This is a genomic window from Mycobacterium pseudokansasii, from assembly GCF_900566075.1.
Lineage (GTDB): Bacteria > Actinomycetota > Actinomycetes > Mycobacteriales > Mycobacteriaceae > Mycobacterium > Mycobacterium pseudokansasii.
The window spans coordinates 6116312-6140560 of record NZ_UPHU01000001.1 but is presented as its reverse complement, the minus strand read 5'-3'; the positions used below and the strand labels follow the sequence as shown (position 1 = coordinate 6140560).

Here is a 24249-nt window from a genome sequence, read left to right as displayed (position 1 = left end):
TGGTCACGAGCCGTCGCTGCAGCTACCACCTTCGGGCATTTCGCGCCGCGGGTCCCTCGGCCAACTAGCCGAATCGAGGGATGAAATGTGCTCCCCCAACTGGAGGAGGACCACGCAGAGGTCGGGTCTCTTGCTGGATCCGCTGCAAATGATGGCGGGCGCCGACAATTCCGAGACCGGAGTCGGACAGCCAGAGATTGCCGCTGCCGTGTTGAACTGGATGCCCCCCTCGCGACCAACCGGTCAGGCAGCGCCAACACATCGACTGTCATCGTCGTGAACGTGCGCGTCGTGTGGTCCTGGTTGCCGCCGCTGGCGTTGTGACGAAGCCGAAGTTGCCCGTGCCCAAGAGCAGTTAGCCGTGCCTGCCCGCTACGCCATCGGGGCCCACCAGACCGGCGTCACCGTTGAGTCCGGTAAGGCCCGCATTTCCGCCGAGACCTCCGGCGGCACCGGCGGCGCCACCGAGACCGCCGGTCCCGCCGCCACCGCCGACGCCGGCGGCGCCGCCCGCTCCGCCGACACCGGTGCCGGTCGGGCCGACACCTCCGGCCCCCCCGTCGCCGCCGTCGCCGCCCCTGCCGCCGTTGGCGCCAGCACCTCCGTCGCCGCCGTTGCCGCCGCTGCCGCCCTCAAGGTCGCCACTCCAGTTGGCCCCGCCCCTGCCGCCGAGGCCACCGTTGCCGCCGTCGGCACCGACACCCCCCTTGCCGCCCGCGCCGCCCATACCGCCGGCGCCACCGGCGACACCGCGCAGATCGCCGACGGTACCGGCGTTGCCGCCGACACCGCCCATGCCGCCATTGCCGCCGGCACCGCCCGCGCTGATGAGACCGGCGGCGTCGCCACCGTCGCCGCCACTCCCCCCGTTGCCGGCAAGCACGAAGCCAATGCTGTAGCCACCGTTGCCGCCGTCGCCGCCGTCGCCGCCGATTCCACCGTTGCCGCCGTTGCCGCCGTCGCCCGCGCTGCTGTCAAAACTGAAGTCGACTGCGTAGGGTTGGACGTTGCCACCGTTGCCGCCGCTGCCGCCATCGCCACCATCGCCACCGTTGCCGCCGGCGCCGCCGTCACCGCCCGAGGCGGGCCGAGAGTCCCGACGCGGTCGCACACCGTCGCCGCCGGTGCCGCCGTTGCCACCGTTCGCCCCCGTGGCGCCGTCGCCGCCCTTGCCACCGGCACCGCCCGTGGGTTTCACACCTTCGCTCACTCCGTCGCCGCCGGCGCCGCCATTACCGCCGCGCTCCCCGGGGGTTGTGCCGTTCTGCCCGGGATCACCACTCTCGCCGTTGGGAATGCCGTCGCCGCCGTCGGCGCCGGAGGCGGCCTGCCCCCCATTGGGAATCGGTTTGGGGTTGACGCCGTTTCCGCCGGTGCCGCCCTGGCCACCGGTGCCTCCGGTGCCACCGTCGCCGGCCCCGCCCATGGCGCCCCCGATGCCGCCGCCGGCTCCGCCGTCACCCCCTAAACCACCGTTGCCGCCGTTTCCGCCGACTCCGCCCCGACCGCCGTCACCACCGGCAGCCCCAGCGGATGCGCCGGTACTGACGCCGCCGATGCCGCCGGTACCGCCACTGCCGGCCATACCGCCGTTGCCACCATTGCCGCCGCCGGTCCCGTTGACGCCGTCGCCCCCGGCCCCGCCGTTGCCGCCGTTGCCACCGGTGCCACCGGTGCCACCGGTGCCACCGGTGGCACCGCCGGAGCTGTTTGCGCCGGCGGGACCCGCGCCGCCGGCGCCGCCTGAGCCGCCCGTGCCGCCGTCGCCGCCGATGCCGGTGCGGCCCGCGGTGCCGCCCGCTGCGACGCCCCCGGCACCGGCCTTACCGCCGACTCCGCCGTCGCCGCCGTCGCCGCCCCGGGAACCGACGGTGGGGCCGATGGCACCATTGCCGCCCGTGCCGCCGTCGCCTCCGACACCGCCGCGTCCACCGTCGCCGCCCATGCCGCCAGCGCCCCCGGTGCCGGCGTCACCGCCGGTGCCAGCCATCCCGCCAGCGCCGCCGGTGCCCCCGGCCGCACCTGCGCTACCGGCCGGCGCGCCAGACCCGCCGATACCGCCGATACCCCCGCGACCGCCGGCGCCGCCGGTGCCGCCGGTCCCGTTCGTCCCGCCAGAACCGGAGTTCCCGCCGCCCCCACCGTCGCCGCCTGCGCCGCCATCGAACCCGGGCCCACCCGCGGCACCCGAGCCAGCCGCAGCATTGGCACCGGCCGCGCCAACGCCTCCGTCGCCGCCCCGACCGCCGGTCCCGCCGGTGCCGGCATTGCCGACCGCGCCCACACCGCCGCCAGTGCCACCGGTACCGCTGCCTCCGCCAGCGCCGCCGGATCCGGCGTTCCCGCCCGCGCCGCCGCGTCCGCCGGCTTGCCCCTGTCCAGTGATGCTGTCGGCGCCCGATCCACCGGCCCCGCCGCCGCCCCCGTCACCCCCGGCACCACCAGCGCCGCCGGACCCGTTGATGCCGCCCACACCAGAATCGCCGCCGGTTCCGCCGGCACCGCCGTCACCACCAGCGAACCCCGCCCTACCGGTCGCGCCGGAATTAGCTGCGGCGGCGCTGCCGTCGCTACCGGCTCCACCGGTACCACCGTTGCCGCCGGTACCTCCCGTGCCCGCTGCTCCCACGACTCCGCCCGACCCGCCAGCACCTGCGGCACCGCCGGTGCCCGCGTTGCCACCTTTGCCGCCGGCACCGCCGCTGCCACCAACGCTGCCGGTCAGTGTCGCTGACCCGCCAGCTCCGCCGGCACCGCCGACACCGCCGGCGCCACCAACGCCGCCGTTGCCGTTGCCGCCACCATTCACGGCATTGCCGCCCTGACCGCCGGTGCCACCGTCCCCGCCGGCGAAACCGGCACCGCCCACGCCACCAGATCCCCCGGCCGCATCGAGTCCCGCGGCGCCGGCGCCACCTGCACCGCCGACACCGCCGGTACCGCCAATACCTGTACTGCCCGCGGCGCCGCTGGCGCCAAACGATCCGCCGGCCGCACCACCGGCTCCACCGTGACCGGCGGTGCCACCGGTGCCACCGGTGCCCCCATTGGCTCCCACGCCGCCCAGACCAGCCGCCACCCCGTCGGCGCCGACACCGCCAATGCCGCCGGTACCACCGGCTCCGCCGACTCCGCCATGACCACCCGGACCCAATATCAGCGCACCGCGGCCACCGGCACCGCCGTCACCACCGGGGCCACCGAGGCCGCCCTCACCGCCCACCACACCCGTGCCGCCGACACCGCCGGGACCGCCCGCCCCGCCCGCGCCGCCGGGACCGCCGGGCGCCAACAGGCCGCCGGCTCCACCCACTCCACCTTGTCCACCCGGGCCGCCAGCTCCCGCGCCGTCGGCTCCATCGGCGCCGGGGCCCCCGGCCCCGCCGGCCCCTCCGGCACCCCAGAGCAATTCAGCGCGTCCACCAGCCCCGCCTATCCCGCCGCCGACACCCCCGACGCCGCCATTGCCACCACCACCCAGAATCCATCCCCCGTTGCCTCCCTGGCCGCCGGCGCCGCCGCCGGCTCCGCCAGCGCCGCCCGTCCCACCCACACCGAACAGCCGGCCGCCGTTGCCCCCCAGGCCGCCGGCGCCGCCGCCCGACCCACCGGCCCCGCCCGGACCGCCACGGCCCCACAGCCCCGCAGAGCCGCCCGCCCCACCGACCTGGCCGGGGGCCCCGGCCGCGCCGGCGCCGCCATCACCGAACAGTAACCCGCCATCGCCGCCGGCAGCGCCCGGCGCGGTCGCATCGGCACCGTTGCCGATCAGCGGACGCCCCAACAACGCCTGCGCGGGCGCATTGACCTTGTTCCATAGGTTCAGTTGCGCGTTGACCGACTCGGCGGCTGCATAGGAGCGTGCGCTGCCGCCCAACGCGTCAGTGAAATCTCGGTGAAACGCCGCAGCCTGAACGCTCGACTCCTGATACACCTGACCGTGCCGGCCGAACAACGCCGCAATGCTCGTCGACACCTCGTCGGCAGCCGCCGCGGCAATGTTGGTCGTCGAGGCCGCCGCCGCGGCGTTGGCCTCGATGAGTACCGCGCCGATACCGGTCAGGCGCTCTTGCGCAGCCGCGATCACGTCCAGCGAAGCCGAGACGAATCCCATTGACGCCCCCAATTCGGAAGACTTTTTACCTGTGCGTCGAGGCGTTGGCGGCTTCGGCGAGGGCATAGGCGTCTGCACTCGCATGGAGTGGCCGAACAAACTGGTTGTGATAAGCCTCGGAGAACAGCGACGCCGACGCTTCATCGGCCCCCGCGGCCAGTACCGCCGCCATCGGGGCCGCCGCCGCGTTCGCCGAACCCAGCGACGCTCCGACACCTATCAGGTCGACTGCTGCGGCTGCCAGAGCTGCCGGGCTGGCCAAAAGCAACGACATCCCATGGTCCCCTTATCGCGAGTTTGGTTGCCGAGCCGGTGCTGCAGCTACCATCTTCGGGGAGTCGGGGCCACCAGCCCCTCGGCCAGATAGGGGATTCGCAGGATGAAATTTCATCCCCCTACTGGAGGAGCAAAGGCGGCCGCCGGGCCTAGCCCTTGCGCATAGGCGCGGGATTCCACAGACCGCTACGTGTCACCGTGCCCAGCGCCAGCCGGGCGGGCTCGGCGTCGGGGTAGTAGGGCGTCAATCGCTGCAGTGAGCCCCAGTCCCGGAACCAGTCGTCCTTGAGGTAGCTGGCCACGGTGGTTGCGCGCAGCAGGAGCTCGGTGATGCCCAGCGGGCCGCCGCCGTTCTTGTCCATCACCGGGGAGTTGGCCTCGGCGCCGAACCGGTCCGGCAGGATCCGCCATTTCGGCGTCTCGATAACGCCGTTTTGATGGCCGAACGGTCGCTGGCATGGGAATGCCAGCCCGACCAGCCAGTCCAGGAACACCGGATCCTTGGAGCCCACCACGTCCTGCAGTGTGCGCAGCCGTGGAATCCGCGGCGGGGTCAAGGCGATCCAGTGCTGCGGAGCCAGGTCGTCGTCGTCCGCCACCAGGCGAATCTGGGTGGCCGTGTCGGGGATGGCCGACAGTGGTGCCCGCAGGTTACGCCAAGCCGGCGCCGCGCCCACGTCGGCGAATCCTATAGAGCCGCTGTGCTTTCCGGCGGCTGCCTGCTCATCGGTGGCCCATTGCACCTGGACTTCCCGCGGATCGAACCGGCCCGCCGCTGACACCACGAGCAGCGGTGTCTTGCTCCGTTCCCCCTTGGGCGGCAGGCGATACCAGCCCGAACGCAGTATAGCGGGCACCTGGATGCCGGCGCGCCAACTACCCAGCACCGGCGTACGGGCCGGATCCAGGTTGAACGGCAGCCGGGCGCGGGAGCCGTTGATCCCCGGTGCGGCCGTGGTGCCGCCTTCGGTGCCGGCCTCGGTGCCGGTGACCAGCCCGTCGTCGTTGATGAAGCTGCGGTCGCCCGGACGTTCCATCACCGGGTCGGCCGAGACGTCAGCGGGAATTCCGTTGGGAGTGAACGCTTCTGAAAGGCCGGCGCCCAGCGCGTCGGCTATCGGGGCGCTCATCGGGGGCAGCATGCCTGCCTCGGGATCGAGCTCCACCAGCACGTCTTCGGCCAGCCCGCACGTCTTGCCGGTGACAGCCTGCAGGTTTGACCGGCCGACGGACCACGCCGGGTACTGGGAAATCATCCCCAGGGTCAGCGACGCGACTTCCATGATCACCAGCAGCCACGTCGCAATTGCCAACGGGGACTGGATTATCCGGGCAAGCCGTGCCCCGATCCGGGTCCTGGGCGGCCCGTCGTCGGTGTCGACGAAGTTGAACCACGCCGCCACCACCAGCACCACGACCGAGAGCTCGAGCAGCGCGGTGGTGAGCGACCAGCGCCACTTCGGGAATGAATTCGACCACGGCACACCGAAATTGGAGACATACCACCAGCCGTTGACACTGGCGAAGGACAACGCCATCACGAAGATCACCACGGCGGCGAACACGGTGCGGTTGCGTCGGGACCGCATCGCCGCCCCGGTCACCGCGACCGCGGCCAGCGCTCCCAGTGAGCCCGCCAGCCCGGCGAACACCCCGAAGTGGTGGGTCCATTTCGTCGGAGTGAACATCATGGCCAGGAACGAGATGATGGTGATCCCGATGATGCGGCGGCTGGGGCCGGCGGCCGTGCCCGGGATTCGCCCTTTGCGCAACGACATTGCCACCGCGACGGCGAGCGCAACGACCAGTGCTAGCACCGCGAAGCGGCGGGCCACCGACCCGTCGGGGCTGGCCATGAACAGCCGCTCGTAGCGGATGTGTTCGTCGAACCACTTGAGGCTGGGCCCGACGGCACGCTTGAGCAGGCTGGCCTGGGTCTCGCCGGCAAACGTCTGGTCGCGGAAGATCAGGACCGCGGTGACGGTGGCCGCAGCGAGCAACGGCGCCAGCAGCGGCAGCGCGCCGAACTGTTTGTAGCGCCGGTGCAGAATGGTCCGCAGCGGCCCGATCGCGACCAGCAGCGCGCCGATGGAGGCGATGCCGGTGGGCCCGGAGAACAGCGTCAGCGCACCGAGGATGCAGGCGATCGCCACCGGCAGCAGCCGGCTGGTGGCCACCGCGCGCTCCACCGAACACCAGGTCAGCAGGATGCCCAGGGCGATGATCGGCTCCGGCCGCAGGCCGTTGTTGAGCGGCAGCCACACCGCCAGGAACATGCCCGCCGCCGTCCACGCCGCAGCGCGGCTGTGTTTGACGGCGTGGCCGAGCCGCGGGATGACCTCGCGGCTGATCAACCACCAGCACGTCAAGGCCATCGCCAGGGTGGGCAGCCGCATCCAGACGCTGGCGGTGCTGACGTGTGCCCACATTGCCAGCAGGTCGTAGTACCAGCCGAAGGGCGCCTCGGGTGTGCCGAACCAGCGGTAATAGTTCGCCATGTAGCCCGCGTGTTCGGACACCCGGGCCATCGTCAGGATGTAGCCGTCATCGGAGGTGTTGGCGCCGACGAAGTGCCACCACACCAGCACCGCGATGACCAGGGCGTCCAGCCCGCCGGCCGACCACCAGCGCTGCGGCAGGATGCGCCGGTGACGGGTGCCATCTGCGGTGTCGAGGATGTGCAGTGCGACCAGGGCGACCGCGGTGGACAGCAGGCCGAGGATCATTGCGGCCAATTTCAGCGCGGTGGGGCCGCTGCTGTAGCGGGTGTCGACGGTGGCCGAGAAGCTTAGGCCCGGCGGTGTCGGCCCGGACAGATCGGTGAACACCCCGACGATCTGCGGCCGAAAGTCGTAGCCGCCGCGCTCCCCGCGCAGCGGTTCGCCGGGATGTTCGGCGTTGGGACCCTGTTTGAGCCCCACGAATGCGGCGGCGACCTTGTCGGCGTGGGCGGTAAACGTCAACTGCTGACATGCGGGGCTCAGCACCTGGCTCAGCGGAGCGCTGACCACCGGGACGTTGCGCACCACCAGCACCAGGTCGTCGTTGGCGCGCTGGATGAGCAACCCTCGGTCGACGGCGTTGGGGGCCTGCTTGGGCACTGTCGACAACAGCACGGTCTTGCCGGTGTTCTGCGGCCCTGCCAGTTCGGCGGCGGCCTGGCAGGGGATGGCGATGTTGAGTTCGGTGGCCACATAGCCGATCAGCGGCGCCTCGACGCTGGTGAAGGTGCCGCTTTGCGGCCAGTTCAGTTGCGCGGTGGTCTGCTTGACCGGCAGCAGCGGGGTGGCCAGCGCCAGGATGGTCCCGAGCAGGCCCGCGACGGCGGCGACGAACCGAGCGATCCGGTAGTTTGCTCCCGCGTCGCTCACGGAGGTAGATGGTAGCCGGACGACGATGCGGGCCGCGTGGGCCCGTTGAGGAGTTCGGCGATCAGGCTAGCCGGACGACGATGCGGGCCGCGTGGGCCCGTTGAGGAGTTCGGCGATCAGGCCGGGCCGGACGACGATGCGGGCCGCGTGGGCCCGTTGAGGAGTTCGGCGATCAGGCCGGGCCGGACGACGATGCGGGCCGCGTGGGCCCGTTGAGGAGTTCGGCGATCAGGCGGGGTGCAGCGCGCCCGGTGCGGTTTCGGTGGCCATCAGGCACCTGCCGCCGGTTTGCGAATAGCCAGAACGAAGGGGCCTATGGTGTCGACGTTGAAACGCGGGTCGGCGAAGAGGGCGGACTTCAACTCCACCGTGTAGCGGCGAACGTTGGGCTGGTTGGGGTAGACGTCTTGGGCGAGCCGCAGGGTGTAGGTATTACCCGCGCCGCGGCGCATCAGAAACACCGTCGGCGCCGGCCAGGGCAGCTTGTCCAGGGCGGCGACGAACTCGTCGGGGGTCTTGAGCTTGGCCCAGCTCTCGATGTGGGCGGCGCGCTTGTCGAACTGCGCCAGCGGGTTGGCGTAGTGCGACGTCAACCCCTGGAACCCCCAATAGGGGTAGTACGCCAGGAAGCTGTAGTCGGCGGTAAGCACCACGAGCTGATCGCGCGGTTTGCCGGTGACCTTTCGGATGGCGGCGTCGACCACCGGGTAGTACTTCTCGGAGCCGGGCGGGCGCCGGTCACCGCGCTGGCCGTGGCCGTCGGTGTCGGTGTAGGCGACGGTCAGGTCGGGCCGCAGCACGTCGGGAATGTCCTGGCTGAACGCGATGGCGCCGGCCAGCCCGAACGCGCCGGCCACCGGGAGCACAGCGTGTCGCCGGACGGCCAGCGCTTGTGCCGCCTCGACGAAGCCGAACACTCCCGCCGCGGCCAGCAGTACGGTCAACGTCGGCTGCAGCCGAAACGACAGCAGCGTGGTGCGCGCCAACGTGGTCAGCATCGACAGCAGCGACCACAGGTAGACGGCCAGCACACCGATGGCCAACGCGCCGGCCCGGGTCGACGACCGCGCCCGGATCACCAGCCACAGCGTGCCCAGCAGGCACAGCGCGCCCAGCAGCGAGAACTGCAGCATCGGGAAGGTCAGTTCGGCGCCGTCGGCCGGCAGGTAATGCTGGGCGCTGCCGGTGTTGCTGACCGGGTCGCGGGCCGCCCGCAGCAGATAAGGCAGCCAGGTGCTGGAGCCGATGGCCGCCGCGATGACGCCGATGACGGTCAGCCGCCGCAGCGGGTCGAGGGCCGCCGCGAGGCCACCCCGCCGCCACCGGGACCCGGCCAGCAGCAGCGCCATCAGCGCGACAGTGAACGCGCTGTAGGCGAATAGCAGCGTGTACCAGGTCGCCGCGAAGCCCAGGAAGACGCCGGCGCCGAAGATGGCGGCCCAACCCGCCGTCTTCGGCGTCAAGGCGCGTGTGACGCCATCGTCACGCTCGGCTTCGGGCGTGACTGTCGCGTCACGCTCGCGCCCGCCGCCGGCGCGCAACCCCGACCAGGTCAGCACCAGCACCGGCGGCAGCAGCACGGTGATCATCGCGGCGTACGGCTCCGGCGAACTGTAGGCAAGCGTCACCGCCGCCGTGGCGATGGTGACCAGCAGCGCGTACTCGAAGCGGATCAGCCGCCACCACAGCACCAACGCGACCGCGACAGCGACGGTGATCGAGGTGATCGCCCAGGGTTTGAACATCTCCCAGGCGGGTGTGCCGGTCAGCGCGGCGGCGCGCCCACCGATCCAGAACCAGCCAGGCGGGTAGAACGGTGGCAGGCCCAGGTAGGTCATGTCCTGCAGGGCGGGGCTGTCGGCGAGCCGGGTCAGGTACTCGGTGCGGAACTGCTGGTCGACCGAGACGCCGAATAGGTACAGCGTGGTGGCTCCCAGCGGCATGCCCAGCGTCACCACGGTGAACGCCGACACCAGCACCAGCCCACCCAGCTGCGCCAGCCGGCGAAACCGCCCGGAGTGCCACACCCAGCCGACGGCGAGCAGCCCGGCCAGACAGCCGACCTGACCGACGGTGGTCAGCGCATGCAACTGGTTGGACGAGGGGAAAGCCGGCCACTCCACCCGCGAGACGGCGATCAGTGACAGCACGGCGACGACGACGGCGACCAACGCCGCCAAGGCCATCTGGCCAATGGTGGCCAGCGCGTTGCGGGCGCCCGGCATGCTCAGATGGGCAGCTTGCGGAAGATGCTTCGCGGGATGTGTCGCAACACCATCATCACGTAACGGAATGCTGCTGGCGCCCAAACCAATTCCTTACCTTTAGCGGCCGCGGTCACCGCGAGGTTGGCGACGTACTCCTTGTCGACGGTCAGCGGAGCTTCCTTGATATGCGCGCTCATTCGGGTACGGACCTGGCCCGGCCGGATCACCAGAACCCGAACCCCAAACTCCCGCAACGCTTCTGACAATCCCAGATAGAAGCCGTCCAGGCCGGCCTTGGTGGAGCCGTAGACGAAGTTGGACCGGCGTACCCGCTCGCCGGCCACGGTGCTCATCGCGATGATCTGGCCGAATCCCTGGGCGCGCATCTTCTCGGCCAGCAGCACGCCTACCGAAACCGCTGCGGTGTAGTTGATCTCGGCGATCTGCACCGCCTTGCGCTGGTTCTGCCACAGCTCTTCGGCATCGCCGAGCAAACCGAAAGCGACGATGGCCACATCTATGTCGCCATCGGCAAAGCACTGCTCGATTACCTTCGGGTGGCTTTCGGTGTCCACCGCGTCGAAGTCGACGAGTACCACCGACCGCGCACCGGCGGCCTTCATGGCAGCGACCGCGTCGTCGCGGCCCGGGTCGTCGGGAAGGCAGGCCAGCACGATGCGCGCCGGAGCGTTGCGCAGGTAGCGCTCGCAGATGGCCAGCCCGATTTCGGAAGTGCCACCCAGCAGCAGGATGGACTGTGGGTTTCCCACGGCATCAAGAACCATTGCACACCATCTAGAGCAGCTCCAAACGTCGGGCCATGTCGGAGGCGAACACCCGCAGCGGGTCGACCTTGCGGCGCACGGCAATCCATTCGTCGATACGCGGATACATGGCGTGGAAGGTTTCGGCGGTGGTGCGGGAATCCTTGGCGGTGTAGAGCCGGCCGCCGAATTCCAGTACCCGGCGGTCGAGTTCGCTGACGAACTCGTTGAGGCCGGCCTTGATCGGGAAGTCGACGCAGATGTTCCAGCCCGGGATCGGAAAGCTCAGCGGCGCCCGGTTGCCAGGGCCGAACAACTTGAACACGTTGAGAAACGAGTAGTGGCCGCTGGCCTGGATGTCGCGGATGATCTTCTTGAACTCGTCGACCGCCTCGGTGGGAATCACGAACTGGTACTGCAGAAAACCCGCCGGACCGTAGGCGCGGTTCCATTCACCGAACATGTCCAGAGGGTGGTAGAACTGCGTCAGGTTCTGGATCTTGCCGCGGTAGGTTCCGGACTTGCGATACCACAGCTCGCCGATCGGCCCGAAGGTGTACTTGTTGGCCAGCCCGTTAGGGAACACGTCAGGGAACGTAAGTAGCTGGGGCGCATCGAATTTCAGCGGATTGCGTCGCAGCTTATCGGGCAGCTGGTCGAGTTTGGCCAGACAGCCGCGAGACACCGCCGCTCGGCCCAGCTTCGGGGGGGCGCTGATCGCGTCGAACCAGGCGCTGGAATAGGTGTAGGCGGCTTCGCTGCCGTCGCTGTGCAGGGCGATGGTTTCGTCCAGGGTGGCGGTGACGTCACCGTCGGCGATGAAGTACGCGGTCTCGGTGGGGGTCATCTCGATGGTGGCGCGCAGGATGATCCCGGTCAGCCCGTTGCCGCCGACGGTGGCCCAGAACAACTCGGCCTCGTCGCCATCCGGGGTGACCCGCCGGACCTCGCCGTTCGCCAGCAGCAGGTCCATCGACCGCACATGGTTGCCGAAGCTGCCCGCGCTGTGGTGGTTCTTGCCGTGGATGTCGCAGGCGATCGCGCCACCGATCGTGACTTGCCGGGTGCCGGGCAGTACCGGCACCCACAGCCCGAACGGCAGGGCGGCCTTCATCAGCTGGTCGAGGTTGACGCCGGCGTCGACGTCGGCCAGCTTGGTGTCGGCGCTGATGGAGTGGATGTTTTTCAGCCCGCTCATGTCGATCACCAAGCCGCCGCCGTTTTGCGCGTTGTCGCCGTAGGAACGGCCCAGGCCGCGGGCGATCACACCCCGGGTACCGGAGTCGGCCGCCCGGACCACCGCCTTGGCGATCACTTCCGGATCGGGAGTGCGCAGCACCTCGGCCACCGACGGCGCGGTGCGGCCCCACCCGGTCAGCCGGGTGGGGGTGGGGGAACTGGCGTTGCTCGACATCGTCAAAGAGGGTACCGCCTCCCGCGGTGACGCTGCGGGACGCCGACGTCCGGCAGCGGAGGTAGCTCGATCGAGTGTGCAATGCCGACCATCGATCCGGCCGCAGTCCGCTCAGCGGATCCGGAAGATCACCGCTCGCTGCACGACGAAGTTGATCACCGTGGCGGTGCCCTGCGCGATCACGAACGCGACGGGTATCGCCCACCCCCGGTAGTGCAACAGCGCCAGGCACAGATGGTTGAGCCCGACCTGCACGGCGAAGGTGACCCCGTAAAGGCCCATAACCGCGGCGAACCGCGCCCTGCTCGGCGAGGCCTGGAAGGTCCATCGGCGGTTGATCAGGTAGGCGGTGATGGTGCCGACCACGACGCTGATGAACTTCGACAGGTCAACCTGCAGGCCCACCCCTTTGTACAGCGCCACGTAGACGCTGAAGTCGACGATCGCCGCGAAACCGCCGGTGACGACGAAACGCACCATCTGGGTCGTCAGATGCAGGTGCTGATGGTGCTCGCGCGTGGGCGCGGCATCAGGCTCGGGCGGGATCATCGGGGGGAAGTCTAACCGGGCCGGCCCGCGCCCCGGGTACCTTCCGTTTCCGTGCGTCAGCCGATCAGGTGGGCAACTTCATTGCGATCAGCTCGACCTGACTGGGCCCCCGGGGGGTGGAGTAGGTGACGGTGTCGCCGGGTTGACGCCCGGCGAGCGCCTGACCGAGCGGGCTGTTGGCGGTCAGCGTTTCCGCTTCGTGGCCTTCGGGGCTCTCTTCGATGATGGAGATCACGTGCATCGTGACGACCTCACCGTCGGGAAACCGCAACGTCACCTCGGTGCCACCGGGCAGTGCGTCGGACCCGGTGTCGCGCAGCGGCCCGGACTTGAGCCGCCGGTCCAGTTCGTTGATCCGGTCCGCGAGGACGGCCAGCTCGTCGGCGCGCTGGATTGCCTCGGCGGCGTCCCCGTGGTCGCCGACCATGCCGCGGTCGTTCTTGACTTCGATCTCGAGGCGGTCGTGGCGTTGCCGTAGCCTGGCCAGCTCGGCGGCGAGGTGATCGCGTGCCGCTTCCGCCAGCCCCGTTGATTGGACTTCCTCGCTCACGTCCGCAGACCTTTCGCCCCAGGTTGCCGGTAGGTGCCGTGTGCCGATTGCTCATCGGCAATCGTGGCGTTTCAGTGTTACACCACCAACGGCTAGCCGTCACTGATATTCGCCAAGCGGATATAGCCGGTTATTCGCGCCGTTAACCATCGGGCGGCCCTGCCGCCCGATGCGGCGTGCCGTCAGGTGGTTAGGCACCTTCTTTGGCACCTCCGGTCAGCGGCGACACCACGTTGTCCGTGTCCTCGTCGTAGTCCAGTGTTCCGCCGCGCAGTGCGTCGAAGATGGCCACACCCTGCGAAACCAGCCCGGCGGCCACCTGGCTGAGCCCTTCGGCGCCGTTGAGCACGGTCAGATTCGCCCCCGCCAGGCCTCGGGCGGCCTTCTCCACGATCACCGGCAGCTGGTCGATGAGCATCCGGTCGAGTGCCACCCGATTGTGCGACGCCGCCGCCTCGGCCTGGATCTTCATTTTCTCCGCGTCGGCGACGGCCAGGATCCGGACCCGTTCGGCTTCGGCCTCCGCCGGCTTGACCACCTCGGCGACCAGTTCCTGCTGGCGCAGTTCGGCGGCGCGCTGGGCCAATTCGGTCCGCATTTCCAGCACCTCTCGCTGGGCCTGGGCTTCGGCCAGCGGACCGGCCTGCGCGGCCTCTGCTTGCGCCTTGTCGATCTCGGCCTTGTATTGCGCCTTGACGATGGCGGTTTGCCGGGCGAACTCGGCCTGCTTGCGCTGCGATTCCTGCTCGGCTTCGGCGGCCGCCTGGTTGGCCTGTGCTTGAGCGATCTGGGCCTGCTGCTGGATCGCGGCGTTATGCGGCGCCGACATCGCGTCGATGTAGCCGAGTCCGTCGTCGTCGATGGACTGGATTTGCAGCGCGTCGACGGTCAGCCCGATGCGGGCCATCTCTTCTTTGGAGCCGTCGAGCACCTCGGTGGCCAGCTTCTGGCGCTCGCGGATGATCTCCTCGACGGTCATAGAGCCGATGATCGAGCGCAGGTGACCGGCGAAGATCCGGCCGGTAAGCACCGACATCTGGTCTTGCTCGGACAGGAACCGTTGCGCCGCGGCGATGATGCTCTCGGTGTCGTTGCCCACCTTGAACGCGATCACCGCCCGGACGTTGAGCGTGATGCCCTGCTGGGTGACGCACTTTTCGGCGACTTCGGCCTCGCACATGGCCAACGTCAGGAAGGCGGCCTTTCGGAAGAAGGGGACGACGAATGCGCCGTGGCCAGTGACGACCCGGAAGGGGACGTTGCCCTTGACCTTTCCGCCGGAGATCAGCATCGCCTCGTCTGGAGCGGGCACCTTGTAGCCGAGCATCGTTGGACTCCTTACACTTTCGCGATTTCTACGAAAAAAGTTCGGTCGCCACCATCTGGGTCCAGGGCTCGACGATGACCGTTCTCGCACCCCGAACCCCAACCACAAGCACGTTGGTGCCCTTCGGCAATGGTTCGTCAGAGCGGGCCAGGAATGCCTCCCTGGTGCCCCGCACCGAAAGTATGACCTCGCCAGGACCGTCTGCGCCTCTGGTCGCCACGATCAACGTCCCAACGCAACCGATCACCGAGGCGTCGCTCACGAAGGCATCCTGCTCCTTCAGGGGGCACGGCGTCGAGTTTTTCGGCCGTAGTCAGCCCCGCGGCTGGCCGGTGACGAAAAGTGGGCGCAGATAGGACGATCGAAGCTCCCTATCAGCTGGCCGGTGAAGCGGCGGACGCCGACCCGCCGCACGCGACACACCGCTGCCCGCGGCGGTCGTCGCGTGATACCTGGTCGAGCGATTCGAACGAAAACTGCTGCTCGGATGTGGGCCGTTACCCGCCGCCAGTATCGATTCCGCCACCGATCCGCCGGCCTGTATAGTGATCGGATCGGGAATCGTTGCCGCCGTTGATGACTCAGTTCCGCTCCGGTTGACGATCGGCCGCCGCGGCCACGACCGCCGGCTCGTGGCCGGCAGGCAGTTGGGCGGTATCGCGGCGTCGGCGAAACCGAAGACGCTCAGCTGCCTTTCGACGTCCGCGCCCGGGGCGGGCCGCGCGCGGTAGCCGGGCGACAATCGCAGGTGGCTCGGACGGGTCGGGAACCGGGTCCGGCAATCTCGATCCCGACCACCCGGGCCGGACAACGGGTGAGGTCGTAGGCGGGAGCTGCGCCGGACACCACATCCGCCAAATCGCCGGCGGACCGCCCTTGCAGGTGCGGGGTGACCGTCCAGCCGCCGAACGTGACCGAAACGGTGGCGATGCACCACCGACGTCGGTATCGCTTCTGGTGCAATGCATCTCAACGTGGGTGCGGCAAGGCGGCCGGGGGTCAGACGGTGACCAGCGCCCCGTCCCGTTTCGGGGTCAGCACGAACGCGAGCAGGTAGAGCACCCCGACGACGATCAGCAGATTGCGGTAACCGGTGACCAGGGCGCCATATTCGAGGCAGCCCCCGAGAATGGAACCCAGCAGATTGATGGCGAACGCCGACTGTGCGTGCTCGGTGGCGGCGAAGCGTTTGGCAAAGGCGATGTTGGCCAGGTAAATCGGCAGGAACCCGACCACGCAGGCCACGAGCAGTCGTGGCCAGAACGGCCAACTCAGCAACCAGGCGGGGTCGATCACGTATGCCATGGCCAGGGACGCGACGATGGTCCCCCACACCACGGGAAGCAGTGGAGTGCGGAATCGCCGGGTGGTCTCGACGGCCGCCAGGACGATCACCAGCACGCAGGCGAAGACCAGCGCGTTCACCAGCCAGGTGGTGCCGAACAGCAGCGCGAAGGTGGCGATGTTCTTGGTCTCCAACAGCAGGAACGCGGCGCCCATGAAGAAGAGGTCGAAGTAGGGGCGCATCGATCGAAACGACCCGCCCAGCAGCCGGACCGCGAGCAGCGTGATCAGCATGATTCCGGCCAGCGCCCACAGATACATGGCCGGGATCGCGCCCCCCTTGTAGTAGAGGAACGGGCGGTCGTCGGTGGCGGGTGAGACGACCTCGCTCGGCGTTGCGGACGGCGCGGCGCACTTCTGATTGGCCGGATCGACCGCGACGGTGATCACCGCACGGTGACTGGCCGTCCGGTCGACGCACGGTCGGTGTCCGAACGCGGCGGCCGACGTCTCGGCCAGCCGGTCGATGAGCCAGGGCTGGCGGTAGGCGTTGTACATCGCGAAGACACCGCTCGGCTTGAGGTGCTCGTGGGCCGTCCGTAGCGCGCGATCGGTGAACAGGAACGATTCCAGGCGAATCTGCGAGGCGCCGGTGACCAGAGCCAGCGAGTCCGGCAGCGCGAACAGGATCAGGTCGTAGGTGGCGTCGGTGGATTGCAGGAAGGCCCGGCCGTCGTCGATGTGCACGCTGACGCGTGGGTCCGAGTAGGCACGATCGGGGTTGCGCCTGACGCCGATCTGCACGAGTTGCGGGTCGATGTCCACCGCGTCGACGTGCTTGGCCCCCTTGGACAATGCAACGGCGACATCGGACCCCGACCCCGCCCCGACGACGAGCACGTTATCCAGGCGGAGCGTGTTCGTCCGCTCATAGGGCACGCGGTACTGCTGGTATGTCGGAGCGGACTGGGTGAGAATCCAGTCCGCAGGCGCCATCACTTGGTGCGGGATGCCGTTGACCGAGATCGCCACCAGCGTCGCGCCGTCCCACGACCGGTGTCCCCAGGTCTGCACCTTGTAGTACGGCGACCAGGAGACGCCGGGCGTGATCGACTCCGCCAGCAGGACCAGGATCAGCCCGGCACCCGAGATTGCGGTTGCGATCCTGAATCCGCGCTGGTTCAGCGCCACCAGCATGACGGCGGCGATCGTCGCCCACACCACCGACGGCGCCCGCAGGAATGACAGCAGCGTGAATAGGCCGATGCCGAGCAGCGAGCCGATCAGGTCCCAGCGGTAGCAGGTGAGCGCATCGAGTTGGCCGAAACAGCGGCCGACCACCTCGCCCGGTCCGGCCATCAGCGCCGCCACGACGACGAAGACCGCCGGCAGCACGATCCAGGCCGGTAGGCCGCTGGGGCTGGCCGACGTGAAGTAGATGATGTCGCTACCGCTGCGGTTCAATCTGATCGGAAACAGATGCACGGCGAGCACCAGCAGCATCAGCAGCATGCTGGACAGCGGCAGGATCGACCAGGATTTCCGGGAGATCAAGAAGCCCATGCCGATGCCCAGGAACGAGCCGAGCAACACGAAGTTGGTGAAGTACGACAGATGCAGCACGTTCGACCCCAGCCAGCGGATCAGAACGAGCTCGATGAACAGTATCGCCGAGCTGCCCAGCACCAATCGGGCGATGACGGCGCGGGCATCGCGCCCCGTGGCCCGTTCGGGCGCCGGTTGGCCGGGCCGGGTCGAGGTCCGGGCCCGCAGCGAGGAGCTCACCGCCGCATCATGACATGTCGGGACCGCCGTCGAGGCCCTTGAGCAAATAGTCGCCGAATCGCGACCGGCTCAAGCTCGTCGTGGCCGCAGTGTCGCGGGGACGAGCTGGCGGCGGACTTCAACGGGATGACGCGACGTCGCCACCGTGGCTCTCAAACCCAATAGGGCACCCGCGCGCGATATTGCCGCATGGCAACCGCCGCCAGCACCCACCCGACGACGGTCAGCACCACCACCACCATCCAGTGCCGCAACTCCTGGTGCGCGCCCAGCAGCGGCGCCCGCACGATGTCGAGGTAGTGCAGCAGCGGGTTGAGTTCGACGATGCGCGACCACCGTCCGGCGCCCTGCTGGCGCAGGGTGTCGTCGTTCCAGATGATCGGCGTCATGAAGAACAGCAGCTGGACCACCGAGAACAGCAGGGGCCCGATGTCGCGGTAGCGGGTGGCCAGGATGCCGAAACACAGTGACACCCATACGCAATTGAGCACGATCAGCCCCAATGCCGGAAACACCGACAGATCGGCCCACGACCACGGCTTGGGGAAGATGATCGCCACCGCCAGATAGATCACGATGTTGTGGGCGAACAAGATCATCTGCCGCCACACCAGCCGGTACACGTGCACGCTCAACGGTGTCGGCAATTGTTTGATCAGACCCTCGTTGGAGACGAACACATCGGCGCCGTCCAGGATGGCGGCGTTGATCAGGTTCCAGATGATCAGCCCGAGCGTGACGTAGGGCAGATGCTCCGACAACTCGAGGTGAAACAACTTGGAATAGAGCCCGCCCATCGCCACCGCGGTGGTACCGGTGGCGATGGTGATCCAGAACGGGCCGAGCACCGAGCGGCGGTACCGCTGCTTGATGTCCTGCCAGCCCAGGTGCAGCCACAGCTCGTGACGCCGGAACCCGTCGACCAGATCGCGACGGGCGCGGGCGAGTGTCCGCGACTGTGCTTTGAAACTAGCTTGAGCGTCGATGAACGTCATGCCACACCTCCGGGCCGCCCGAACCTCTCACGACGTCCCAAGCGGCGCAACCGAATCCACTCCATCAAGCCCTTAGGGTCGCGGCGGGTCACCAGGAAGAACCAGCCGAACCGAATCCACTCCTGGGGCAAGAGCTTACGCAGACCCGGTTGCGACAACACGTAGCCGCGGTTGCGGTAGGTGAAGAACCGCTTGCCGGGATCGTCGGGGTATTGGGTGTGCATGCGGCCGCCCAGGATGGGTTTGAATTCCTCGGACCCGCACGGGTGCAGGTACACCGCATCCAGGCAGGTGCCGAACGGCAGACCGGACCGAACCAGCCGGCGGTGCATTTCCACCTCGTCGCCGCGGATGAACAGCCGCAGGTCGGGCACACCGATCGCCTCGCACGTGGCGGCCCGAAGCAGTGCCCCGTTGAACAGCGACGCGATCCCGGGCAGCAGCTCCTGTCCCTGCTCGGTGGGTAATTCGCTGGTGCGCCTGCGCCATACCAGACCACGCCGCAGCGGAAACGCCAGCCGCTGCGGGTCGTCCATGTTGCACACCATCGGCGACACCTCGGCCAAGCGATATTTCTCGGCGCATGCCAGTAGCGTCTCGAGCACGCCGGTGTCGTGCGCGTGTCCGTCGTCGTCGGCCAGCCACACCCAATCGGCGCCCAGCGCCAGCGCGTGCAACATGCCGAGTGCGAAACCGCCTGCGCCGCCCAGGTTTCGGCGCGAACCCAGGTAGGTGGTGGGGATCGGTTGGGCCGCAACCAAATCCCGGACCCGGGCGTCGGCGTCGTTGTCGACGACGATCAGGTGATCCGGTGCCCGGGTCTGGGTGCTCAACACCTCCAGCGACGTGGCGAGTTCGTCGAGGCGCCGGTGGGTGACCACGACGGCAACGATGAACTCACTCATCCCCGGACGCTTGTTGCGCCAGCGGCTGTTGCGCCCTGCCGGAGTTCGCCGTCTCGGCCAGCACGTCGTGCACGTGCCGCGCCGCGTCCGCACCCTCGTAGGCGCGCACCACGTCTTCGATACCGCCGGTCATTTTGATGACGCCGTGGTCGATCCACATCGCGGTCTTGCACAGCCGGGCCAGAAATTCGTTGGAATGGCTTGCGAACACCAGGATTCCGGAACGGTCGACCAGACTCTGCAGCCGCGACTGGGCTTTCTTGAGGAATTCGGCGTCCACCGCGCCGATGCCTTCGTCCAGCAACAGGATCTCCGGGTCGATGCTGGTCACCACACCCATCGCCAACCGAACCCGCATGCCGGTGGAATAGGTGCGCAGCGGCATCGACAGGTACTCGCCCAACTCGGTGAACTCGGCGATCTCGTCCACCTTGGCCTGCATCTGCTTTCGGGTCTGGCCCAGGAACAAGCCGCGGATGATGATGTTTTCGTAGCCGGAGATCTCGGGGTCCATGCCGATGCCCAGATCGAATACCGGCGCTACCCGGCCGTTGACCTTGGCCCAGCCGCGCGTCGGCTCGTAAATTCCTGAAAGTAGGCGCAGCAGAGTCGATTTCCCGGCTCCGTTGTGGCCTACGAGGCCCACCCGGTCGCCGAGTTCGAGCGACATGGTGATGTCCCGCAACGCCTCGATGACGACGACGTTGGAACTGTTGCGGCCGATCGCACCGCCGGCCTTGCCCAGGAAGGCCTTCTTCAGGGAACGCGATTTGGCGTCGAAGATGGGAAACTCCACCCACGCATCGCGCGTCTCGATGTGCGGACCCTTGGACACGGTCTACAGGTACTGGCCGTGGCCGTGGCCCGATTTGCCCACGCCGGGGGGCAGCGCGCCCTGGCGCATCTGCTCCAGCTGCGCGCGGGCGGCCATCTGCTGGGCGAACAGCGCGGTCTGGATGCCGTGGAACAGACCTTCCAGCCAGCCGACCAACTGTGCCTGCGCGATGCGCAGCTCGGCGTCCGAAGGCGCGGCGTCCTCGCTGAACGGCAGCGTCAGCCGGTCGAGTTCCTCGCGCAGTTCCGGCGCCAGGCCGTCTTCGAGCTCGCGGATGCTGGTGGCGTGGATGTCGCGTAACCGGTTGCGGCTGGCCTCGTCCAGCGGCGCGGCACGGACCTCTTCGAGCAGTTGCTTGATCATGGTGCCGATTCGCATCACCTTGGCGGGCTGTTCGACGAGATCGGTCAGCGAACGCTCGTCGGAGTCGTCTTCGGCGAGCGCGGCCATGAACCGCGGTTCGCCACCGATGATCTCGACGCCCTCGACATCTTGGTCGTCGTCGCCGGTAGTCAATCCAGTCACCATCCTCATACGTGTCGACTAGGAGTGCGTCGTCGAGCTCTGCCCGCGCCACTGGTAAATCCGCGCCCCGCCGTTGTCGTAGATCTTCTTCCACGACGGCGATTTCTCCAGAGAGACTAGTCCGTCGGGAACGGCGAAGCCCCTGACCGTCGGGCTGCTGGTCAGGATGTAGCGGATATTGAGGGCCTTGATGGACTCCAGTACCCGCGGATCGGCATCGCCATTGCGGGCGTAGGCCCAGAAGATGAACCGGTGGTACCCGGGGCCTTGCTGCACGGGGTAGTCGTAGTGGGTCCACAACGGGTGCAGGTCGGCCACGGCATACATCCATGCGGTGCCGTCGGTGTTGGCATTGCCGATCAGGGTGTCGCGCGCGCCGGGCAGAGTCGCCAGGTAGGCCATGGCGTCGAGGTCGCGTTGGTCGATCATCACCGAGTCGTACTTGTCGCCGAACAGGAAGCGGTGCCGCGGAAAGTAGTGCCAGGTGCTGGCCAGGCAGATCCCGATCAGCAGCGCGGCGGTGGCCCAGGTCCAGAACGGCTGCGGCAGGGTCTCGAACCGCGTGAAGCGCTGGGTCAGTCGTTTGGCCCCGGCCACCGCCAGCATGACGATCGTGAACACGGCGACGCCGGCCATCAGCATCAGCAGCAGCGTGGTGGCTGCCGCGATCCGGCGCGGGTCGTTGTAGAAGAATTCGCCGAGCCCGCCGGCCACCACTTCGATCGGGCCGCCCAGCGGGGTGCCGGCGTTGACGTTCATCACGATCAGCAGCAACCACACCGCCAGCGGCCACCAGATCTTCTTGACCAGCAGAATGAACCCGCCGACGGCGGCCAGCAGGATCAGCCCGTACTGGACCGGAAGGTCGTTGAGGTGGCGGGAGTGCTGGAAAACGGCGTCGAACAGGCCGCGCTTCTTGCTCAGGTAGGTGAGAAACGAATGCCCGGCGATGATGTCTTCCTGCTGTTGGACGCTGAGGACCTGCGGCAGCATGATCAGCCCGGAAATGACTGCCACGCAAGCCAGTGTCAGCAGATCGGCCAGCCGGCCGCGGACCGGATGCCACAACGCCTCGAAAAGCCACCACGCCGACACCAACAGCACGACGACGACGCCGCCGCTGATGTGCACCGACAAGACGCCCACGAACGCCAGCACCGCCACCGGGATCCGGTCGCGATGGCGCAGCGTCGAGGTGATCAGCGCCATGGTGGGCACCGCGACCCCGTAGGCGGCCAGGTTGGGCATCGCGGCGGTGTCGAACTCGACGTAGGGCACCGCAGTGAACGACGCCGACAATGCCGCCGCGGTGGCGGCCGCCCCGGCTGTCAGCCACTCCGCGGAGGCCGAGGTGGCCGGCCATTCGGCCAACCGTGAGCGCAGCACCCGCCAGGTCAGCACCGCCGCGCTCACCGGAAACAGCCAGATTGCCGCGGCCAGCGAGTTCAGCGTGTAACCGGTGGTGGCTGCGGCGCCGGTGAGCTGGCAGAACACCGCGGCCAGCGCGTGGAACACCGACGGGTAATACAGCAGCGCGTGGGTTTCGACGTTGCGGAGCTCGCCCATGTGGGTGGGCGACGCCTGGCCGGTGTCGAGGATGAAGCGCACGGTGTTGGCGTGCCACACCGCGTCCCAGGTGCTGGGGATGGACTGCCAGTGCGGGATCCCACGATATGCCGCCCAGCCGATGAACAGCACCCCCAGCAGCACCCCGGCCGCGACCGTCAGCGCCGGACCGCGACCGACCGCCCGCGCCTCGGCGTCCCGGTCCCGAAAGCGGCCGAGCAACAGCTGAAGGCCGATGGCCACCGCGGCCACGACGGCCAAGGCCAGCAGTGCCGTCCAGCCGTTCCACGGGATGCCCAGTGCCCCATAGGGCAGGATCGCCACGGCGATGACGCCGTACGTCAGCGGCGGGCCCACCGCAACAGCGGTGGGCCAATTCAGCTGAGCGATGCGTGCGACGATTGCCCCGGGCGCGATCAGCAATACCAATGCGATCAGCGTTCCGAACCACAAGCTCACTGGACTAGTATGGCTGGCCGGGTGTCCTGGCTCGGGAAGCCGTAGCGGCTGGAACGTCGATGGGGCACCCACGACCGTCACCAATTTGCAGATATAGCGAGAGCATTAGGGTGGCTGGCATGCCATACGACGTCGCCCGGGTGCGAGGGTTGCACCCGTCGCTGGGTGACGGATGGGTGCACTTCGATGCGCCGGCCGGCATGCTGATTCCCGATTCCGTCGCGACCACCGTGTCGACGGCGTTCCGCAGATCCGCCGCCAGTACCGCGGGGGCGCACCCCTCGGCGAGGCGCAGTGCCGCGGTGCTGGATGCGGCACGTGAGGCGGTGGCCGATCTGGTCAACGGTGACCCGAGCGGCGTGGTGCTGGGCGCCGATCGCGCGGTGCTGCTGTCGTCGCTGGCCGAGGCGTCGTCGTCGCGCGCGGGCCTGGGTTACGAGGTGATCGTCAGCCGCCTCGACGACGAGGCCAACATCGCGCCGTGGCTGCGGGCTGCACACCGCTACGGCGCCAAGGTGAAGTGGGCCGAGGTCGACATCGAGACCGGTGAGCTGCCGACGTGGCAGTGGGAGAGCCTGATCGGCAAGTCGACCCGGCTGGTCGCCGTCACCTCCGCGTCGGGGACCCTGGGCGCGGTCACCGACCTGCGGGCGATGACCAAGCTGGTCCACGACGTCGGCGGTCTGGTGGTGGTCGACCACTCCGCTGCCGCCCCGTACCGGCTGATCGACATCAAGGAAACCGAGGCCGACGTGGTGGCGGTGAACGCCGTCGGCTGGGGCGGGCCGCCGGTCGGGGCGATGGTTTTCCGTGAGCCCGCGCTGATGAACACCTTTGCCTCGGTGTCGACGAACCCGTATGCCACCGGTCCGGCGCGGCTGGAGATCGGCGGGCACCAGTTCGGTCTGCTGGCCGGCGTGGTCGCCAGCATCGAATACCTCGCCTCCCTGGACGAGTCGGCTCGCGGGACTCGCCGCGAACGCCTGTCGGTGTCGATGCATTCGGCGTCGGCCTACCTGAACCGGATCTTCGACTACCTGATGGTGTCGTTGCGGTCGTTGCCGTTGGTGATCCTGATCGGCCGCCCGGAAGCGCGGATACCGGTGCTGAGCTTCGCATTTCACGACGTGCCGGCCGATCGGGTGGTACAGCGCCTGGCCGACAACGGCATTCTGGCGATCGCGAATGCCAACTCGCGTGCGCTGGACGTGCTGGGCGCCAACGACGTGGGCGGCGCGGTGACCGTCGGACTGGCCCACTATTCGACGATGGCAGAAGTCGACCAGCTGGTGCGCGCGCTGGCGTCGCTGGGTTAAGAGTCGG

General features: G+C 68.6%; 17 protein-coding genes. 1 reads left to right on the top strand and 16 read right to left on the bottom strand.

The genetic code is table 11. The features are described 5' to 3' along the window. Window positions 1–355 precede the first annotated feature (355 nt). The 16 genes from EET10_RS27840 to EET10_RS27760 form a co-directional block, all read right to left on the bottom strand. Window positions 356–4114, bottom strand: a complete 3759-nt coding sequence (locus tag EET10_RS27840; RefSeq protein ID WP_122502683.1) for a PE family protein — start codon at window positions 4112–4114, stop codon at window positions 356–358. A gap of 25 nt (window positions 4115–4139) precedes the next feature. Beyond that, the gene (locus EET10_RS27835; RefSeq protein ID WP_051490684.1) at window positions 4140–4388 is read right to left on the bottom strand and encodes a PE domain-containing protein; all 249 of its coding nucleotides are present in this window, start codon (window positions 4386–4388) and stop codon (window positions 4140–4142) included. A gap of 151 nt (window positions 4389–4539) precedes the next feature. Further along, window positions 4540–7761 (bottom strand): arabinosyltransferase domain-containing protein, encoded by a 3222-nt coding sequence (locus EET10_RS27830; RefSeq protein ID WP_051490683.1) that lies wholly within the window; start codon window positions 7759–7761, stop codon window positions 4540–4542. Window positions 7762–8030: 269 nt separating this feature from the next. Beyond that, on the bottom strand, window positions 8031–9986 hold the full coding sequence (locus EET10_RS27825; RefSeq protein ID WP_063466801.1) for a galactan 5-O-arabinofuranosyltransferase: 1956 nt from the start codon (window positions 9984–9986) through the stop codon (window positions 8031–8033). Between the two features lie 2 nt (window positions 9987–9988). Then, entirely contained in the window at window positions 9989–10753 is a 765-nt protein-coding gene (dprE2, locus tag EET10_RS27820; RefSeq protein WP_036405641.1) for a decaprenylphospho-beta-D-erythro-pentofuranosid-2-ulose 2-reductase, read from the bottom strand. A gap of 10 nt (window positions 10754–10763) precedes the next feature. Beyond that, the gene (dprE1, locus tag EET10_RS27815) at window positions 10764–12146 is read right to left on the bottom strand and encodes a decaprenylphosphoryl-beta-D-ribose oxidase (RefSeq protein WP_099187843.1); all 1383 of its coding nucleotides are present in this window, start codon (window positions 12144–12146) and stop codon (window positions 10764–10766) included. Window positions 12147–12257: 111 nt separating this feature from the next. Continuing rightward, window positions 12258–12623 carry a GtrA family protein gene (locus EET10_RS27810; protein WP_089025174.1) on the bottom strand — a complete coding sequence of 122 codons (366 nt, stop codon included), beginning with the start codon at window positions 12621–12623 and terminating at the stop codon, window positions 12258–12260. Between the two features lie 136 nt (window positions 12624–12759). Then, window positions 12760–13245, bottom strand: a complete 486-nt coding sequence (locus EET10_RS27805; RefSeq protein WP_036405639.1) for a GreA/GreB family elongation factor — start codon at window positions 13243–13245, stop codon at window positions 12760–12762. Window positions 13246–13435: 190 nt separating this feature from the next. Next, entirely contained in the window at window positions 13436–14572 is a 1137-nt protein-coding gene (locus EET10_RS27800) for an SPFH domain-containing protein (protein ID WP_036405638.1), read from the bottom strand. Between the two features lie 28 nt (window positions 14573–14600). Further along, a complete protein-coding gene (locus tag EET10_RS27795) occupies window positions 14601–14834 on the bottom strand; it encodes an NfeD family protein (RefSeq protein ID WP_036405637.1) in 234 nt (77 codons plus the stop codon). 737 nt (window positions 14835–15571) lie between these two features. Then, window positions 15572–17641, bottom strand: coding sequence for a spermine/spermidine synthase domain-containing protein (locus EET10_RS27785; RefSeq protein WP_081260427.1), 2070 nt, complete (start codon window positions 17639–17641; stop codon window positions 15572–15574). Window positions 17642–17793: 152 nt separating this feature from the next. Beyond that, the gene (wzm, locus tag EET10_RS27780; protein ID WP_036405635.1) at window positions 17794–18636 is read right to left on the bottom strand and encodes a galactan export ABC transporter permease subunit Wzm/RfbD; all 843 of its coding nucleotides are present in this window, start codon (window positions 18634–18636) and stop codon (window positions 17794–17796) included. Beyond that, window positions 18633–19541 carry a galactofuranosyltransferase GlfT1 gene (gene glfT1, locus EET10_RS27775; RefSeq protein WP_122502682.1) on the bottom strand — a complete coding sequence of 303 codons (909 nt, stop codon included), beginning with the start codon at window positions 19539–19541 and terminating at the stop codon, window positions 18633–18635. The genes wzm and glfT1 overlap by 4 nt, the downstream gene beginning before the upstream one ends. Continuing rightward, complete coding sequence (gene wzt / locus EET10_RS27770) at window positions 19534–20376, bottom strand: galactan export ABC transporter ATP-binding subunit Wzt/RfbE (RefSeq protein WP_036395130.1); 843 nt, start codon at window positions 20374–20376, stop codon at window positions 19534–19536. The genes glfT1 and wzt overlap by 8 nt, the downstream gene beginning before the upstream one ends. 3 nt (window positions 20377–20379) lie before the next feature. After that, a complete protein-coding gene (locus EET10_RS27765; RefSeq protein WP_099187841.1) occupies window positions 20380–20904 on the bottom strand; it encodes a bacterial proteasome activator family protein in 525 nt (174 codons plus the stop codon). 15 nt (window positions 20905–20919) lie between these two features. Beyond that, entirely contained in the window at window positions 20920–22926 is a 2007-nt protein-coding gene (locus EET10_RS27760) for a DUF6541 family protein (protein WP_036395133.1), read from the bottom strand. 119 nt (window positions 22927–23045) lie between these two features. Between EET10_RS27760 and EET10_RS27755 the strand changes: the two genes are divergently transcribed. After that, window positions 23046–24242, top strand: a complete 1197-nt coding sequence (locus EET10_RS27755; RefSeq protein ID WP_036395135.1) for a cysteine desulfurase-like protein — start codon at window positions 23046–23048, stop codon at window positions 24240–24242. Window positions 24243–24249: the final 7 nt, after the last annotated feature.

Bases quoted from the DNA above. Each gene is read 5' to 3' on its own strand.
- EET10_RS27835 (WP_051490684.1), bottom strand. From the start codon at position 4,388: ATGTCGTTGCTTTTGGCCAGCCCGGCAGCTCTGGCAGCCGCAGCAGTC.
- EET10_RS27755 (WP_036395135.1), top strand. From the start codon at position 23,046: ATGCCATACGACGTCGCCCGGGTGCGAGGGTTGCACCCGTCGCTGGGT.
- dprE2 (WP_036405641.1), bottom strand. From the start codon at position 10,753: ATGGTTCTTGATGCCGTGGGAAACCCACAGTCCATCCTGCTGCTGGGT.
- EET10_RS27840 (WP_122502683.1), bottom strand. From the start codon at position 4,114: ATGGGATTCGTCTCGGCTTCGCTGGACGTGATCGCGGCTGCGCAAGAG.
- EET10_RS27825 (WP_063466801.1), bottom strand. From the start codon at position 9,986: ATGCCGGGCGCCCGCAACGCGCTGGCCACCATTGGCCAGATGGCCTTG.
- wzm (WP_036405635.1), bottom strand. From the start codon at position 18,636: ATGACGTTCATCGACGCTCAAGCTAGTTTCAAAGCACAGTCGCGGACA.
- dprE1 (WP_099187843.1), bottom strand. From the start codon at position 12,146: ATGTCGAGCAACGCCAGTTCCCCCACCCCCACCCGGCTGACCGGGTGG.
- EET10_RS27765 (WP_099187841.1), bottom strand. From the start codon at position 20,904: ATGGTGACTGGATTGACTACCGGCGACGACGACCAAGATGTCGAGGGC.
- glfT1 (WP_122502682.1), bottom strand. From the start codon at position 19,541: ATGAGTGAGTTCATCGTTGCCGTCGTGGTCACCCACCGGCGCCTCGAC.
- EET10_RS27800 (WP_036405638.1), bottom strand. From the start codon at position 14,572: ATGCTCGGCTACAAGGTGCCCGCTCCAGACGAGGCGATGCTGATCTCC.